The following is a 14,679-nucleotide window of genomic DNA, read 5'->3' on the forward strand; positions in this document are numbered from 1 at the left end:
GCTTCCGACCGCCCCTGCGCCGCACTTGCTGCTTCTCTTCACGACAGATCCGCCGGAACGTCTTGTGGTTCACCTGCCAGCCCTGCCGTTCGACCATCACCTGCAGCCGCCGGTAACCAAACCGGCGGCGCTCCTTGGCCATCCGTCGCCTCATGCGGCTGATGGGCGTGATGCCGATCTATCAGAACCCCAACACCAGCAAAGCCACGAAAGGGCACAAGACCTAACCCTATCTGCTGCGCGGTTTGCGGGCGGATCGACCCAATCAGGTCTGGGCGGAAGATTTCACCTATCTTCCGATGCGGCGCGGGTGCCTGTATTTGGTGGCGAACATGGACTGGCGCACCCGCAAGGTGCTGGCATTGCGTATCTCGAACACGCTTGAGACCGACTTTTGCGTTGAGGCGCTGAACGAGGCCATCCACCGTTTGGGACCGCCCGAGATCATGAACACCGACCAGGGCAGCCAGTTCACCTCCTTTGCCTGGACGGATCGGTTGCGTCGATCCGGCGTGCGCATCTCGATGGACGGCGAGGGGTGGTTCCTGGACAACATCTTTGTCTAACGGCTCTGGCGCAGCCTGAAGTACGAGTGCGTCTACTTGCACGCATGGGAAACAGGATCAGAAACAAAGGTGGGCGTCGGCAAGTGGATCGAATTCTACAACCGCAAACACCCCCATTCTGCCCTTGGCAGCAAACCTCCAGCCGTGGTTTATTGGCTGAGAAATGACGAAACCCAAAGTGATCAGAAGGAGCAGAGAGTAGCCTAATCTGCGCGGAAACCTATCCAAACATTGGGGAGTAGCTCAGCGAACAGATAAACGGCTGCTGGTTCTGTCCTAGCGCTTGTCGCAGCGCCCATGGGACGTTATGTCGGCCATAACAGCCAGAGAGAACCGATATGCCCGTTTTTCTAGACACTTCTGACGCAGATTTTGAAACCGCCTTTGTTAGGTTGCTGAATGCCAAGCGCGAAGACAGCCCGGATGTAGACGCCGCTGTGGCTGAGATCATTGCTGATGTACGCGCCCGCGGCGATGCTGCAGTACTAGAGCTCACGGCGAAATTTGATCGCCTGGATCTAACAGCAGACCAGCTGGCCATCTCGGAAGCGGAAGTGGATGCCGCCATCGCCAGCGTGTCTCCGCAAGAACGTGCCGCGCTTGAACTGGCAGCGGATCGCATTCGCGCCTATCACGCCCAGCAAATGCCGACAGACGCTCAGTGGGAAGATGCTTCAGGCGCTACATTGGGCTGGCGCTGGTCACCGGTTTCGGCGGCAGGGCTTTATGTTCCCGGCGGGCTTGCGTCCTATCCGTCATCGGTGTTGATGAATGCAATTCCAGCGCAGGTGGCCGGGGTTGCGCGCCTGGCGATCACTGTGCCAGCACCAGATGGTGTGCTGAACCCACTGGTCCTGCTGGCCGCTCGGCTGTCCGGCGTCACCGAGATTTACCGAATTGGCGGCGCCCAGGCGATTGCGGCACTGGCCTATGGCACCCAAACTATCGCGCCTGTGGACAAAATCACCGGCCCGGGCAATGCCTTTGTTGCCGCCGCCAAAAGACGTGTGTTTGGCAAGGTTGGCATCGACATGATCGCCGGCCCCTCCGAGATTTTGGTCATCGCCGACAAAAACAATACCCCTGACTGGATCGCTCTGGATTTGTTGAGCCAGGCAGAACACGATGAAAGCGCGCAATCGCTGTTGATCACCGATGACGCTGACTTTGGTCGCACCGTCGCTAAGGCAGTTGAGCATCGCCTAAAAACCCTGGACCGCCGCAAGATCGCAGGCGCTAGCTGGCAGGATTTTGGCGCCGTGATCACTGTCCGTGATCTGGATGAAGCAGCTGCGCTTTCCAACCGGATTGCGCCTGAGCACCTGGAGCTTTGTGTTGCCGACCCGCAAGCGCTGAGCCTCAAAACCATCCACGCCGGGGCGATTTTCTTAGGCCAGTACACCCCCGAAGCCATTGGTGACTATGTTGGTGGTCCCAACCACGTCTTGCCAACAGCGCGCTCAGCACGGTTTTCTTCTGGGCTTTCGGTGATGGATTTTGTCAAACGCACGACACTTAGCCAGATGACACCGGCTGCTTTGCGCGCCATTGGTCCTGCGGCAGAAGTCTTGGCAAAGAGTGAAAGCTTGGAGGCTCATGGCCTTTCAGTAACCGCCCGGCTAGACGCCTTGAACACAGAATAAGAGAAACAAAAGCAGGGGGCGCTGCCCCCTCTGGGCCCAGGGTAACTTCATTGTGGGATATTCTGGGCCAAAATTTTCCCAGATGGGCGATTCGCCAGGTTCGTCTTCCAAGGTTGCCGTCAGGCGCTGATAAACACGCCCTGCCAAGCTGAGGATCTGTTTGAGGGGAAGCGCTCAGGTTTGGCCCGAAGGGCAGCCCAGCGGCGTTGGATGGCCGCATACTCGGTCGCAAAGCGTTCCTTTGCTTCCGCAGTTTCTCGTGTTCGCAAGGACTTCGGCACCTCAGTACGTCCGAAAGACGCCGTCAGGTCAGCGAGACGCGCACGCGGATGTAGTAGATTCCACTCTTTGGCTCTTTGACAGGACGGGGCATAGTCAGGGTAACTGTGTCGGAGTCTGCAAGTGTAAGGCGCTGTTTTGGCGCAACTATCTGCATCTATTGAGATTTTCATGGTGCTGCTGGAGAGAATCGAACTCTCGACCTCTCCCTTACCAAGGGAGTGCTCTACCTCTGAGCTACAGCAGCGCCGTGAGGGGGCTTTTAGGGATAAACGCAGGAGGGCGCAAGAGCTTCTGGACGGTTTTTTCCCACTAAGTTACAGAAGGTTCATGGTAGAGAAAAAACCGCAGAAATCGAGTCAAGCGACCTCCCAGCGTGAGGACCGGCTCAAAGCCTCGTTAAAGGCCAATATGGCGCGTCGTAAGGCGCAGGCCAAGGCGCGTGCAGTGAAACAGAACACAACGACCGAAGAGTCGGAAAGGTAGAGGCAGATGGATTCGATTTTGGTAAAAGGTAACGGTCCCCTGAGCGGCCAGATTCCAATCGCCGGGGCAAAAAATGCCTGCCTTGCGCTGATGCCCGCGACCCTGCTCAGCGAGGAGCCGCTGACACTAACCAATGCGCCACGGCTCAGCGATATCGCAACAATGACCGAGTTGTTGCAATCCCTGGGGGCCGAAGTCTCCAGCTTGCAGGAGGGGCAGGTTCAGGCGCTGTCGAGCCATACAATCGACAACCATGTCGCTGACTACGAGATCGTTCGCAAGATGCGGGCCTCTAACCTGGTGTTGGGGCCGATGCTGGCCCGTCTTGGGCAGGCGGTGGTGTCCCTGCCGGGCGGCTGCGCGATTGGCGCGCGTCCGATGGATTTGCATATTCATGGGCTTGAAGCGCTGGATGCCGAAATTGAACTGAAAGACGGCTATCTGCATGCTAAGGCGCCACGTGGCCTAAAAGGCGCGGTGATACAGCTTAGCTTTGCCTCTGTGGGGGCTACGGAAAACATTATGATGGCGGCCACCCTGGCCAAGGGGACCACGGTGATCAAAAACGCCGCGCGCGAACCTGAAATCGTTGACCTGGCAGACTGCCTGAACAAGATGGGCGCCCAGGTGGAAGGCGCCGGTAGCCCGGACATCACCATCCAGGGCGTGGACCGCCTGCATGGGGCGACGCATCCGGTGGTCACTGACCGGATTGAGCTGGGCACCTATATGCTGGCGCCTGCGATTTGTGGCGGCGAGGTCGAGCTGCTGGGCGGGCGTCTTGATCTGGTTGGTGCCTTTGTTGAGAAACTGAACGAAGCCGGTGTTGATGTCACCGAGACCAAGGCGGGCCTGAAGGTCAAGCGCCGCGGTGACCGTGTCAAAGCGGTGAACGTTACCACTGAACCCTTTCCCGGTTTCCCCACCGACTTGCAGGCGCAGATGATGGCCCTGATGTGCACCGCAGAGGGGACCAGCGTGTTGGAAGAGAAAATCTTTGAGAATCGCTTTATGCATGCGCCCGAGCTGATCCGCATGGGGGCCAAGATCGATGTACAGGGCGGCCTCGCCACGGTGACGGGGGTTGACCACCTGAAGGGGGCACCAGTCATGGCCACCGATCTGCGGGCCTCGGTCTCGTTGATCCTGGCCGGACTTGCCGCCGAGGGGGAAACCATCGTTAATCGTGTCTATCACCTGGATCGCGGCTACGAGCTGGTGGTGCGCAAATTCTCAGGGGTTGGCGCTCAAATCGAACGTATCAAGGGGAGCTGACCGATGTCAGACGCGAGCTTTCACGACGGGCGCGAGGCGCCGCTGAACCTCGGGGCGCTGAGCGCCGAGGATCTGCAAGTGGTGTCGACGCTGATACAGGACGCGGTCTTCCCCATCAGCGAGATGAGCTGGCGCGCCAAGGAGCATCGTTTTGCGCTGCTGCTTAATCGGTTTCGCTGGGAGGATCTGTCCAGTGCTGAAAAACGCGGCCGCCCTTTTGAGCGGGTGCAGTCCCTGTTGGTCATCGACGGGGTTCTGGGGGTTGCCTCGCAGGGGATTGATCGCGGCGATAAAGACACCATTCTTTCGCTGCTCTCGGTGCATTTTGAGCCCGGCGAGGACGGCGCAGGCCATGTGCGGCTGACCCTGGCAGGGGATGGCAGCATCCGTTTGGCAGTAGAGACACTGGAGGTCAGCCTGCGCGATGTCACCCGGCCCTATCTGGCCCCCTCAAAACAGGCCCCGGCGCACCGGGACTAAACTATGAGGGATCAGTCGGGCCGGTGACGCCGGTGCTCGCTGCTCCGCTTGCGAACACCGGTGCTGAACCTGCGCTTGCCTAGTCGGTCAGGCGCTGTTTTGCCTCGCGGGCCAATGCCTCAATCTCATCCCAGGCCTGGGCCGAGACCAGAGCATCCGGTGCGATCCAGCTGCCGCCTGCACAGAGCACATTGGACAGACTGAGATAGTCAGGGGCGTTCGACAGGCTGATCCCGCCTGTTGGGCAAAAATGGATCTGCGGCAAAGGCGCGCCAATCGCCTTGAGCGCGGGAGCGCCGCCAGAGGCCTCGGCTGGGAAAAACTTCTGCGTTGTGAACCCTCGTTCAAGCAGGCGCATGGCTTCGCTTGCGGTGGCGGCGCCGGGCAACAGCGGCAGATCCTCTGCAAGGCAGGCCTCTATCAGGGCGTCGGTGGCGCCAGGGGAGACACCAAACATGGCACCGGCGGCTTTGGCCTGTCGCACATCCTGGGGGGTGACCAGTGTGCCTGCGCCGACAACACCGCCGGGGACTTTGGACATTTCTGCAATCACATCCAGCGCTGCTGGCGTGCGCAATGTGACCTCCAGCGCGGGCAGTCCACCAGTGATCAAGGCCTTGGCCAGGGCAGCGGCATTGGCGACATCCCGTACCACCAGAACTGGCATGATGGGGGCCAGTTCACAGACTTCACGGGTCTTCTTTTGCGCGGCTTCTGAATTATGTGTCATCATGTATCACCTTTTTGCATGCGGGCCGGAATAGCCACAGGTATCGGGATGGGCGCGATAGCGCCGATCGTATTAGCTGGACCCGAAGCGCCGGGCCCGCCCCGGGGATCAGCCGACCGGGGGGCAAATCCGCAGCAGCGATTGATCAGGCCCATGGTTGACCGACTATATAATCCCAGTCGCTTGCGTTGCTTTCTAGTGTTCCAAATTTTAACAGGTCAGTCCGACCATATATTTCGGCGATTTCTGTTGCAAACGCGCGGACCGATTTTGGGATGCCTGTACAGATGTTGATTGCACCGACATCCGCCCCGAGCGCCGCTGCAGAAATGGTTTCTCCGGCGACTTTAACGTCAATAAAGTCGCGCACCTCTCGGCCCGAGCCCAGGGTTACGGGTTTACCTTCCGACAAGTGGCTGTGCAAATACGGGTGCAACCGTTGTTCATGCTCTCCTTCGCCATAGGGCTGGAACAGCCGGCACCACAGGAACTCAGTCTTGGTTTCGCTAAACAACCCGCTCAGCGCATGAAATGCAGCGGCTTTGGCCTGACCATAGGGGGTGCTGGGCGCCAGGACGGTTTCGGGTGTGAGGATTTTGGGTCCCAACTGGTATTCGATACAGGTGCCAACCCCCACAAACCGACGCAGGTCTGCCTGCAGGGCACCGCGCGCCATTTGAAGCGTGCCGATGAGGCAGTCAGTGTTTTTGGGAGAGGTCAGATACTTTCCCGGCTCGGTATACCATGCGGAATGAATGAGGGTGTCGATCCCCGTCAGGGTTTCGGCCCACCAATCGGCGCTCTGGGCAAAAAGATCCTCTACTTCTACAATTTCGCAAGTCTCTGGAAGGTCGCCCAGTTTTTCCTGCCATCCCGGCCGGACCAGCAAACGCAAGTTCACATCACGGGCAACACAAGCCGCCAGGATCTGGAGACCAACAAAGCCTGTCGCCCCGGTTATGAGAACGCGCGGTGTCACGTGAGCTTGAGCTCTGGCACCGCAATCACAAAGGTGCTGCCATTTTTTGCCAAGTCTTTGTTTTGCGACATAACCTCATCCGCAATATTCCAGGGGAGAATTAGAATATAGTCGGGCTGCGCTGCGGTCAGTGCGGCGGGAGCTTTGATCGGAATATGGCTTCCGGGCATGAATTTGCCGATCTTAGAGGGGGCAGCGTCACTGATGAACGGGATCAAATCCGGCCCCACACCACAGAAATTCAACAGCGTATTACCCTTTGCTGCGGCCCCGTAACCGACGACTGTTTTCCCTTCAGCTTTGGCCTCCAGCAAAAACCGCAGAAGGCCATTCTTGACGTTCTCAGCCCGGTCTTGAAAACCGCGATAGGTGTCTTCATTCAAAAGGCCTGCGTCAACTTCTGCAGCCAAGATCTTTGTGACATTCTCTGTCGCGACATGAGACGCACTGTCCAGGCAGCCAAAGACGCGCAGACTGCCGCCATGCGTTGACAGCTCCTCCACATCAAAGACCCGCAGACCGGCCGCTTTGAAAATGCTGATCACAGGATGCAACGCGAGATAGGAGAAATGCTCGTGATAGACGGTGTCGAACTGGTTTTGCTGTACCAGCTGTCCAAGATGCGGGAATTCAAAGGTAACTACGCCGTCTTCGGCCAGCAGCTCAGCGACACCTCGGGTGAAATCATTGATGTCGGGGACATGGGCATAGACGTTGTTGCCTAAGATCAGATCCGCCTTCGGGCCTGTTTTTGCGAGTTGACGTCCTAAATCCGCACCAAAGAACTCTTGCAGCACCGGGACCCCCAATGCCTCAGCCGCCTCTGCAGTCGATCGGGTCGGCTCTACCCCCAGACAGGGGATGCCACTGGCCACGAAGTTTTTCAGCAAGTAGCCATCGTTTGAGGCCAGCTCGACCACAAAACTCGTCTCGTTCAGCCCCAGTCGTTTGGTCATCTGCGCGCAGTAGCGTTCTGCATGGGCCAGCCAGCCCTTGGAGGTCGAGGAGAAATAGGCATAGTCCTCGCGAAACAGGGCGTCATGCGCGGCATAGTCTTCGGTCTGGACCAGCCAGCACTTGGTGCAGGTCAAGACACGCAAAGGATAGCTGACTTCTGGCTTGTTCAGGTCAGCCGCAGACAGATAGTCGTTGGAGGGAGGGGCATAGCCCAGGTCCAAGAACTTCAGTGACAAATCTGTGTGGCAATGGCGACATTTCATAGGATTAACGGCTTCATATCGGGAAGAAGAGGAAGCGCGCGATCGCGCGGCGATGTTTCGGTCACGGGTAGCGGCCAGGCAATGGCAAGTGTCGGATCATCAAAACGCACACCGCCTTCGTGATCAGGTGCATAGGGGGCCGAATGCATATAGTGCAATTCCACATTATCGGTCAGCGTTTGAAATCCGTGGGCGCAGCCCTGCGGAATATACAGAGTGTCCATCTGGTCGCTGTCTAAAGTCACGCCACAATGGGCCCCATAGGTTTCTGACCCCGCACGCAGGTCAACCACCACATCATAGACCTTGCCGGTAACCGCGCGCACCAGCTTTATCTCGCTAAAAGGGGCGCGCTGAAAGTGCAGGCCGCGCAGAGTGCCTTGTTGCGCGCTGCGGGACAGATTCATCTGCACCCATTGGGTATTCAGCCCAGCCGCGTCAAAGTGGTCTGAGCAAAACAGCCGCGCAAAGGCGCCGCGGTTGTCCCCACGTTTTTCCGGCACAATATGGTAGGCGCCCGCGATCGAGAGGGGGGTGATTTTCATGCGCGGGTGAACTCTGCGATTTGGGCCAAAGACAGGTCAACGGGATCGGCACCTTCATGGGTTTGGCGATACCACTGCATCGTCTTGGAGACGGCAGTTTCAAAATCCCATCGTGGCGCCCAGCCCAATTTCTGCTTGGCTTTGTCGATGTTTAACATCAGCAGATTGGCTTCATGCGGCATCTCGCTGTTATCTGTGGGGGCGTAGCTGCCCGGCCAGGATTTAAGCGCTTCGATGATGACATCTTGAACGGTGCGGTTGTCTGTGATGTCTGGACCAAAGTTATAGGCATCGGCAAACTGTGGGTCGCTATACAACAGTTCCGCCAGCTGCATGTAGCCTGCCAGGGGTTCCAGCACATGTTGCCAGGGGCGCACGGCATGGGGATTGCGGGTCAGCAAAGGTTTCTTGGCAATCAATGCGCGGGCGATGTCAGGGACCAGGCGGTTTTCACACCAATCCCCACCGCCAATAACGTTGCCGGCGCGCGCTGATGCTAATCGGATCTGGTGTTTTTCTTGTGAAAAGACAGACCTGTAGCTGTTAATGACCAGTTCAGACCCTGCCTTGGAGGCGCTGTATGGATCAATGCCGCCCAGCGGGTCGTCCTCGGTGAAGGCATGTTTTGTTTCGTTGTTGCGATAGACTTTGTCTGTGGTGACCGCGACAACGGTTGCCGGGCGCTGCAGAACGCGCAGGGCTTCGAACAGGTTTGCGGTGCCCATGACATTTGTTTGCCATGTGGTCAGCGTATCGCTGTAGCCGCGCAGCACCAACGACTGGGCAGCCAGGTGAAAGACGATGTCAGGCTGTGCGGCCTCCACAGCCGCGCGCAGGTCGTCATATGAATTGATGTCGCCAAACTGACTGTGGGTGCGGCCGGCAATGTCGAATCGGTCAAACAAAGCCAGATCGGTGTCAGGGGGCAGGGCGTAGCCCGTGACCTGTGCCCCCATCTGGGACAGCCACAACGCCATCCAACTGCCTTTGAAGCCGGTGTGCCCGGTTAGGAAAACGCGTTTGCCCTGCCAGAAATCAGACATGTTTACGCCCAGACACGCCAGGGCGGGTTTTTCTGGTCGGTCCACATGGCTTCGAGCGCATTGCGGTCTCGCAGGGTATCCATCGCAGCCCAGAACCCGTCGTGCTTGCGGACGGAGAGTTGGCCTTCGTGGGCCAGACCCATCAGGGGTTCTTGTTCCAGGATGGTGGCATCCCCGTCAATGTGATCCAACATTTCTGGCTCGCAAACCATAAAGCCACCGCTGACCCAGCGGCCATCGCCTTTGGGCTTTTCCAGAAAACGGTTGATCTTTGTGCCTTCGATTTCCAGGGATCCAAAACGCCCTTCTGGCTGAACGGCTGAGATGGTGGCAATGCGTCCCTCACGTTTGTGAAAGGCGATCAGATCGGCAATGTCGATGTTGCTCAAGCCATCGCCGTAGGTCAGGCAGAAGGTGTCATCCAAATGCTCGCGAATTCGCTTTACGCGACCGCCAGTCTGGGTGTGCTCACCAGTATCAACCAGGGTGACTTTCCAGGGCTCTGAGCGCTGATTATGCACGTGCATTTCATTGTTTGACATATCGAAGGTAACATCCGACATGTGCAGGAAATAATTCGCAAAATACTCTTTAATCATATAACCGCGATAGCCGCAGCAAATCACAAAATCATTGACGCCAAAGTGCGAATATATCTTCATGATATGCCACAAAATAGGTCGCCCACCAATTTCGATCATCGGCTTGGGACGCATGTGGGATTCTTCGCTGATCCGCGTGCCCAGCCCGCCGGCCAAAATTACTGCTTTCGTCATATTTTACATTTCTCATTTTTCGCATAAGTAAGGGCAACCGGACCGCGTAAACCTGATGCAAATCTGCTCAAGTGAACGGTTTCAAGCCAAGAAAAAATTTGTAGTAAATTCACCGACTGTGCATCCATAACAGCGCTGTGATCAGAAAAACAAGAGTGCAAAATGATATCAGCTAGCGCCTGTCCGTGCCCCATTTGTGCAAACATTGGGAGCAACCTTACGCTTGATGAGCGCCCTAACATCCCGTCTTTGCAAAATGTGGCACTCCAGACCTCGGCCGAAGCGCTGGCATTTCCGCAAGGTGCCATCACTATGGTCCGCTGTGCCAACTGCAGCTTTGTGTGGAACGCCTCTTTTGATCCCGCCAAGATTTCCTACGATGAAACCTACAACAATGACGTCACTTCCTCAGCCTATTACTTGGCACATCTGGATGCGATGGCCGATCGCGTCATTGCCTCCGTGCCAGAGGATACAGATATCCATTATGTAGAAATTGGATGCGGCGAAGGCGACTTTCTGAGCCTGGTTCATCAACGGGCTGGTGGGCGGATGAAATCGGCGACAGGGTTTGATCCGTCCTTTACCGGAGAAGACAAGTTGCCGGATGGAGCCAAGGTCTATCGTAACTTTTTCTCGCCTGACAACACAGATCAGATTCCTGCCGAGGCCAATGTGGTTTGCTCCCGGCACACAATAGAACATGTGGCGGATGTCCAGAACTTTGCAACCGCCTTGGCGGCGGCTCTGGCGCCGGGGCGGACACTATTTATCGAAACGCCAGACGCGAACTGGATCCTGGAGCACACTGCATTTCAGGATTTCTTCTACGAGCATTGTTCTATCTATACCCCAGAATCCATCCGTTTTCTCCTGGCTCAACAGGGCTTGGAGTGCGACGTAGAGCCGGTCTATGATGGCCAATACATGTGGATTTCGGCGCGGATGCCAGAAAAACCAGTTCAAGCAAAGCCTGCGGAACCCTCGGGACAATTGGGCCTGAACTACCTGGAAAACAAACGTCAGATGATGGCGGAATGGACCACGTACTTTGAGGGTCGCAGGGCGATCGCGCCCATTGCGCTTTGGGGCGGGGCCTCAAAAGGGGTTACATTTTCACTCTTGTTCAACACTGCCGAAGACGCGCCCATTGACTGTGTGATTGACCTGAATGTCGCCAAACAGGGGTGCTTCATGCCGATTAGCGGCACCATGATCGTTTCGCCAGAGACAGCAAAGTCCCGTGGCGTTGGTACCGTGATCATCATGAATCCGAACTACGAAGACGAAATTCGGCAGCAAATACAGGACATGGGTTGGACCGCTGAAGTGCGTGTTTTAAACGGTTAGCATCAGCCCTGTGCCTGCGCCCTGTTTGATCGCGCGCCGGGCTGTGCCTGCGGTCAGATTACAATTTTGCAGCTAACCATACCCGTTACAGAGCCCGTAGGATAAGAACTGCCGTCGCTTGGGACTGTTTTGGGGTTTTCGCACCTTTCAAAGCCTGTGGCTGTTGCGGGCTGAGGGCAGGGCGTTACACTCTACACTGCCGATGATGGAAAAATCGTAAGCAATAGGCAAACCCATGCAGAGTTCAACAGCCTTCCGTACAAGCGGATTGACCAAGGTTTATGGCAGCGGCCATTCGGCGGTGCATGCTTTGCGCGGTGTTGACCTGGAAATTCCCTCTGGTGACATCGTGGTCCTGTTGGGGCCGTCGGGGTCAGGAAAATCGACCCTGCTGAACATCATTGGCGGTCTGGACCGCGGCACCAAGGGCGAGGTCTATTTCCGCGATCACTGCCTTAGCGATATGTCGGATGCGCAGCTGACACGCTATCGGCGCGATCATGTGGGTTTTGTGTTTCAGTTCTATAATCTTATGCCCAGCCTGACGGCGCGCGAAAACGTCGAGCTGGTGACGGAAATTGCAGCAGACCCGATGGACCCCGATGAGGCCCTCGCCTTGGTTGGGCTGCGCGAACGGGTGGACCATTTCCCGGCGCAGCTCTCAGGTGGGGAACAGCAGCGGGTGGCCATCGCCCGCGCCATCGCCAAACGGCCTGAGGTTCTGTTTTGTGATGAACCAACCGGGGCGCTCGACAGTGAGACGGGGCGGGCAGTTTTACAGGTGCTACGGGATGTGAATGCCGAAATGGGCTCTACCATTTTGATGGTGACCCATAACGCCAATACCGCCGCCATGGCGGACCGGGTGATCTATTTTGCCGATGGCGGCATCCGCAAGGTGGTGGAGAACCGCGAAAAACTCAGCCCTTCAGAGATCCACTGGTGACACCGCTGGATCATAAGCTGCTGCGCGACCTTTGGCGCATCAAGGGGCAGGCCCTGGCGATTGGGATGGTGATCGCTGTTGGGGTGATGATGCTGGTGATGATGACAGGGCTGGTGTCGTCGCTTGGCGAAACCCGGGCGGCCTATTATCAGCGCTACCGGCTGGCCGATGCCTTTGTGCCGGTGAAACGCGCGCCGGAACGACTGGCCTCTCATCTGGCGCAAATCTCAGGGGTTGCCGCCGTTGAAACACGGGTCACTGGGCGGGCCCTGATTGATCTGCCAGACCAAAGCCTGCCAGTGCAGGCCCAGGCGCTGTCCCTGCCAGAGCGCAGGCGCCCGGCGTTGAATGATATCTACCTCACCCATGGGCGGTTCCCGGCTTTGGGACGTACTGAAGAAATTGTTCTGTTGCAGAGTTTTGCCAAGGCCCATGATTTACTGCCGGGGGATACTCTGGCCGCCACCATGAATGGCAGCCGGCGCCAGTTCAAAATTGCCGGATTGGCGCAAAGCCCAGAGTTTCTCTATGTCACGGCACCGGGGGAGCTGGTGCCTGATGATGCCCGTTTTGGGGTGATCTGGATGCACCGCGCTGGGCTTGCCGCCGCCTATGATCTGGAGGGGGCGTTTAATGAGGCTCTGCTTGGGGTGACGCGGGGCGCCAATGTCGAGGCGGTTCTTGATCGCGCCGACCGCCTGATGGCGCCCTATGGGGGCAGCGGTGGCTATCCCTTGGCGGACCAGTTTTCGAACCGCTTCATCTCTGAGGAAATCTCTGGCATGGCGGCGGCCTCCAAGGGGGTGCCCCCCATCTTTCTCGCGGTGGCCGCTTTTCTGCTCTACATCGTTATCAGTCGCATGGTGCAATCCGAGCGCGAGCAAATCGGCCTGATGAAGGCCTTTGGCTATACCGATTTTGAGGTGGGGAGCCATTATTTCAAGATGATCCTGGCCATCGCGCTGGGCGGTGCGCTGGCCGGGTGTTTGGCCGGAATTGCCAGTGGCCGGGCGATGATCGGGCTGTATGGGCTGTATTTCAAGTTTCCCTTTCTGGTCTTTCGCCTCGACCCGGCCTCCTTTGTGACGGGGGTAACGGTGAGTGTGGTTTCGGCCTCGGCGGGGGGGCTTTGGGTGCTGCGGCAGGTTTTTGCCCTGACCCCAGCAAGCGCAATGCGCCCGCCCGCGCCGCCGGATTACAGTCGCACTCAAAGGCTGGGCAAAACCCTGTCGGCGCTACTGGATCAACCCAGTCGTATGGTTTTGCGCCGCCTGACGCGACAGCCAGTTCGCATGGTGGGGGCCATGGTTGGCATTGCCTGCGGCATGGGCTTGTCGGTGGCGATGATCACGATCTACGCGGGGTTTGATCGCACCATTGATCTGACGTTTTCGGTTGTGGACAGAAGCGACGTAAGCGTGACCTTCACCCAGCCTGTTGGCGAAAAGGCCCTGTTTGAGCTGCGGCGCATCAAGGGGGTGATGCAGGTCGAGCCGGTACGCCAGGTTCCGGTGGTGCTGCGCAACGGGGTGCATAGCTATCGTAGTGCCATCACCGGCCTGCCGCAAAAGCCAATTCTGAACCGGGCGCTGGATAAAAACATGGCGCCAATCCAGATGCCAAAGTCCGGTGTTGTGTTGTCCAGTGTTCTGGCCGAGATCCTGCAGATCAAGGCGGGGGAGATGCTGACCGTTGAGGTGCGAGAGGGGCGGCAACCGGAGTTGCAGGTCCCTGTTTCTGCGGTTGCTCAGACGCTGTTGGGGGCGCCGGCCTATATGGATCTGACGGCGCTTAACCAGGTTCTGCGGGAACCGGGACGGGTGTCGGGGGCCTATCTGACAATTGATGGGGCCCGGTCCGATGGTATCTACCAGACTCTGCAGGACATGCCAACGGTTGCCGGGCTGAGCCTGAAAGAGGATGCTTTGGAGGCCTTTGTGGTGTTGATGAATACCGGCGCCGGGGCCATGCGCTATGTGATGGGGGCTATCGCCTTTGTTATTACCTTTGGCATTGTCTACAACGCCGCCCGCATCGCCTATGCGGAACGCACCCGCGATCTTGCCAGCCTGCGGGTGATCGGTTTCAGCAAAGGCGAGGCGGCTTTTGTGCTGCTCGGAGAGCTGGCAGTGGTGACATTGATCTCCCTGCCAGTTGGGGCAATGCTGGGCTACTATCTTTCTTTTGGTATCGCGGCAGGTTTTTCAACGGATCTGTATCAGATCCCGGCGGTCTTTGACCCGGTGAGCTATGGCCAGGCGGTCCTTGTGGTTGTTATCGCGGCAGTGATTTCCGGCTGGTTGGTCAAGCGCGATCTCGACCGATCTGATTTGATCGACGCATTAAAAACACGGGAGTAAC

14 protein-coding genes, 1 tRNA gene and 2 pseudogenes are annotated in these 14,679 nt (G+C 57.6%); 7 read left to right on the forward strand and 10 right to left on the reverse strand.

Annotation, left to right across the window (positions count from 1 at the left end; genetic code table 11):
• Positions 1–157 (reverse strand): annotated as a pseudogene (locus QZ268_RS18315) (IS3 family transposase); the annotation flags it as partial.
• On the opposite strand from QZ268_RS18315, the pseudogene QZ268_RS18320 reads away from it, so the two are divergent.
• Positions 141–707, forward strand: a pseudogene (locus tag QZ268_RS18320) (IS3 family transposase); the annotation flags it as partial. The pseudogenes QZ268_RS18315 and QZ268_RS18320 overlap by 17 nt on opposite strands.
• Before the next feature lie 197 nt (positions 708–904).
• Complete coding sequence (hisD, locus tag QZ268_RS18325) at positions 905–2,209, forward strand: histidinol dehydrogenase (protein WP_295455397.1); 1,305 nt, start codon at positions 905–907, stop codon at positions 2,207–2,209.
• Between the two features lie 119 nt (positions 2,210–2,328).
• On the opposite strand, the gene QZ268_RS20230 is transcribed toward hisD, so the two are convergent.
• Together QZ268_RS20230 and QZ268_RS18330 are read right to left on the reverse strand one after the other, a co-directional pair.
• Positions 2,329–2,661 (reverse strand): DUF6538 domain-containing protein, encoded by a 333-nt coding sequence (locus tag QZ268_RS20230; protein WP_365322857.1) that lies wholly within the window; start codon positions 2,659–2,661, stop codon positions 2,329–2,331.
• Positions 2,661–2,735: transfer RNA gene (locus tag QZ268_RS18330), tRNA-Thr, on the reverse strand. Before QZ268_RS18330 ends, QZ268_RS20230 begins: the two co-directional genes overlap by 1 nt.
• Positions 2,736–2,980: 245 nt before the next feature.
• On the opposite strand from QZ268_RS18330, the gene murA reads away from it, so the two are divergent.
• Together murA and QZ268_RS18340 are read left to right on the forward strand one after the other, a co-directional pair.
• Positions 2,981–4,249 carry a UDP-N-acetylglucosamine 1-carboxyvinyltransferase gene (murA, locus tag QZ268_RS18335; RefSeq protein WP_295455398.1) on the forward strand — a complete coding sequence of 423 codons (1,269 nt, stop codon included), beginning with the start codon at positions 2,981–2,983 and terminating at the stop codon, positions 4,247–4,249.
• 3 nt (positions 4,250–4,252) lie between these two features.
• Positions 4,253–4,729 carry a DUF2948 family protein gene (locus tag QZ268_RS18340; protein ID WP_295455400.1) on the forward strand — a complete coding sequence of 159 codons (477 nt, stop codon included), beginning with the start codon at positions 4,253–4,255 and terminating at the stop codon, positions 4,727–4,729.
• Between the two features lie 79 nt (positions 4,730–4,808).
• Here the strand turns inward: QZ268_RS18340 and eda are convergent, their stop codons facing one another.
• The 7 genes from eda to QZ268_RS18375 all read right to left on the reverse strand — a co-directional run bounded on the left by eda (position 4,809) and on the right by QZ268_RS18375 (position 10,228).
• Positions 4,809–5,459, reverse strand: coding sequence for a bifunctional 4-hydroxy-2-oxoglutarate aldolase/2-dehydro-3-deoxy-phosphogluconate aldolase (gene eda / locus QZ268_RS18345; protein WP_295455401.1), 651 nt, complete (start codon positions 5,457–5,459; stop codon positions 4,809–4,811).
• Between the two features lie 145 nt (positions 5,460–5,604).
• Positions 5,605–6,438 carry an NAD(P)-dependent oxidoreductase gene (locus QZ268_RS18350; protein ID WP_295455403.1) on the reverse strand — a complete coding sequence of 278 codons (834 nt, stop codon included), beginning with the start codon at positions 6,436–6,438 and terminating at the stop codon, positions 5,605–5,607.
• The gene (locus QZ268_RS18355) at positions 6,435–7,658 is read right to left on the reverse strand and encodes a class I SAM-dependent methyltransferase (protein WP_295455405.1); all 1,224 of its coding nucleotides are present in this window, start codon (positions 7,656–7,658) and stop codon (positions 6,435–6,437) included. The genes QZ268_RS18350 and QZ268_RS18355 overlap by 4 nt, the downstream gene beginning before the upstream one ends.
• Positions 7,655–8,203, reverse strand: coding sequence for a dTDP-4-dehydrorhamnose 3,5-epimerase (rfbC, locus tag QZ268_RS18360; RefSeq protein ID WP_295455407.1), 549 nt, complete (start codon positions 8,201–8,203; stop codon positions 7,655–7,657). The genes QZ268_RS18355 and rfbC overlap by 4 nt, the downstream gene beginning before the upstream one ends.
• Entirely contained in the window at positions 8,200–9,246 is a 1,047-nt protein-coding gene (gene rfbG / locus QZ268_RS18365; protein WP_295455409.1) for a CDP-glucose 4,6-dehydratase, read from the reverse strand. Before rfbG ends, rfbC begins: the two co-directional genes overlap by 4 nt.
• A 2-nt stretch (positions 9,247–9,248) precedes the next feature.
• Complete coding sequence (gene rfbF / locus QZ268_RS18370) at positions 9,249–10,022, reverse strand: glucose-1-phosphate cytidylyltransferase (RefSeq protein WP_295455411.1); 774 nt, start codon at positions 10,020–10,022, stop codon at positions 9,249–9,251.
• Entirely contained in the window at positions 10,019–10,228 is a 210-nt protein-coding gene (locus tag QZ268_RS18375; RefSeq protein WP_295455413.1) for a hypothetical protein, read from the reverse strand. The genes rfbF and QZ268_RS18375 overlap by 4 nt, the downstream gene beginning before the upstream one ends.
• 106 nt (positions 10,229–10,334) lie before the next feature.
• On the opposite strand from QZ268_RS18375, the gene QZ268_RS18380 reads away from it, so the two are divergent.
• The 3 genes from QZ268_RS18380 (at position 10,335) to QZ268_RS18390 (ending at position 14,678) form a co-directional block, all read left to right on the forward strand.
• Complete coding sequence (locus tag QZ268_RS18380; protein WP_295455414.1) at positions 10,335–11,372, forward strand: class I SAM-dependent methyltransferase; 1,038 nt, start codon at positions 10,335–10,337, stop codon at positions 11,370–11,372.
• 235 nt (positions 11,373–11,607) lie between these two features.
• A complete protein-coding gene (locus QZ268_RS18385; protein ID WP_295455416.1) occupies positions 11,608–12,318 on the forward strand; it encodes an ABC transporter ATP-binding protein in 711 nt (236 codons plus the stop codon).
• Positions 12,315–14,678, forward strand: a complete 2,364-nt coding sequence (locus tag QZ268_RS18390; protein ID WP_295455417.1) for an ABC transporter permease — start codon at positions 12,315–12,317, stop codon at positions 14,676–14,678. The genes QZ268_RS18385 and QZ268_RS18390 overlap by 4 nt, the downstream gene beginning before the upstream one ends.
• Position 14,679 lies beyond the last annotated feature (1 nt).

It is taken from the genome of uncultured Pseudophaeobacter sp. (assembly GCA_905479575.1).
Lineage (GTDB): Bacteria > Pseudomonadota > Alphaproteobacteria > Rhodobacterales > Rhodobacteraceae > Pseudophaeobacter.

Coding starts and splice junctions, on each gene's coding strand:
- hisD (WP_295455397.1), top strand. CDS start 905: ATGCCCGTTTTTCTAGACACTTCTGACGCAGATTTTGAAACCGCCTTT.
- QZ268_RS20230 (WP_365322857.1), bottom strand. CDS start 2,661: ATGAAAATCTCAATAGATGCAGATAGTTGCGCCAAAACAGCGCCTTAC.
- murA (WP_295455398.1), top strand. CDS start 2,981: ATGGATTCGATTTTGGTAAAAGGTAACGGTCCCCTGAGCGGCCAGATT.
- QZ268_RS18340 (WP_295455400.1), top strand. CDS start 4,253: ATGTCAGACGCGAGCTTTCACGACGGGCGCGAGGCGCCGCTGAACCTC.
- eda (WP_295455401.1), bottom strand. CDS start 5,459: ATGACACATAATTCAGAAGCCGCGCAAAAGAAGACCCGTGAAGTCTGT.
- QZ268_RS18355 (WP_295455405.1), bottom strand. CDS start 7,658: ATGAAATGTCGCCATTGCCACACAGATTTGTCACTGAAGTTCTTGGAC.
- rfbC (WP_295455407.1), bottom strand. CDS start 8,203: ATGAAAATCACCCCCCTCTCGATCGCGGGCGCCTACCATATTGTGCCG.
- rfbG (WP_295455409.1), bottom strand. CDS start 9,246: ATGTCTGATTTCTGGCAGGGCAAACGCGTTTTCCTAACCGGGCACACC.
- rfbF (WP_295455411.1), bottom strand. CDS start 10,022: ATGACGAAAGCAGTAATTTTGGCCGGCGGGCTGGGCACGCGGATCAGC.
- QZ268_RS18375 (WP_295455413.1), bottom strand. CDS start 10,228: ATGTTTGCACAAATGGGGCACGGACAGGCGCTAGCTGATATCATTTTG.
- QZ268_RS18380 (WP_295455414.1), top strand. CDS start 10,335: ATGGTCCGCTGTGCCAACTGCAGCTTTGTGTGGAACGCCTCTTTTGAT.
- QZ268_RS18385 (WP_295455416.1), top strand. CDS start 11,608: ATGCAGAGTTCAACAGCCTTCCGTACAAGCGGATTGACCAAGGTTTAT.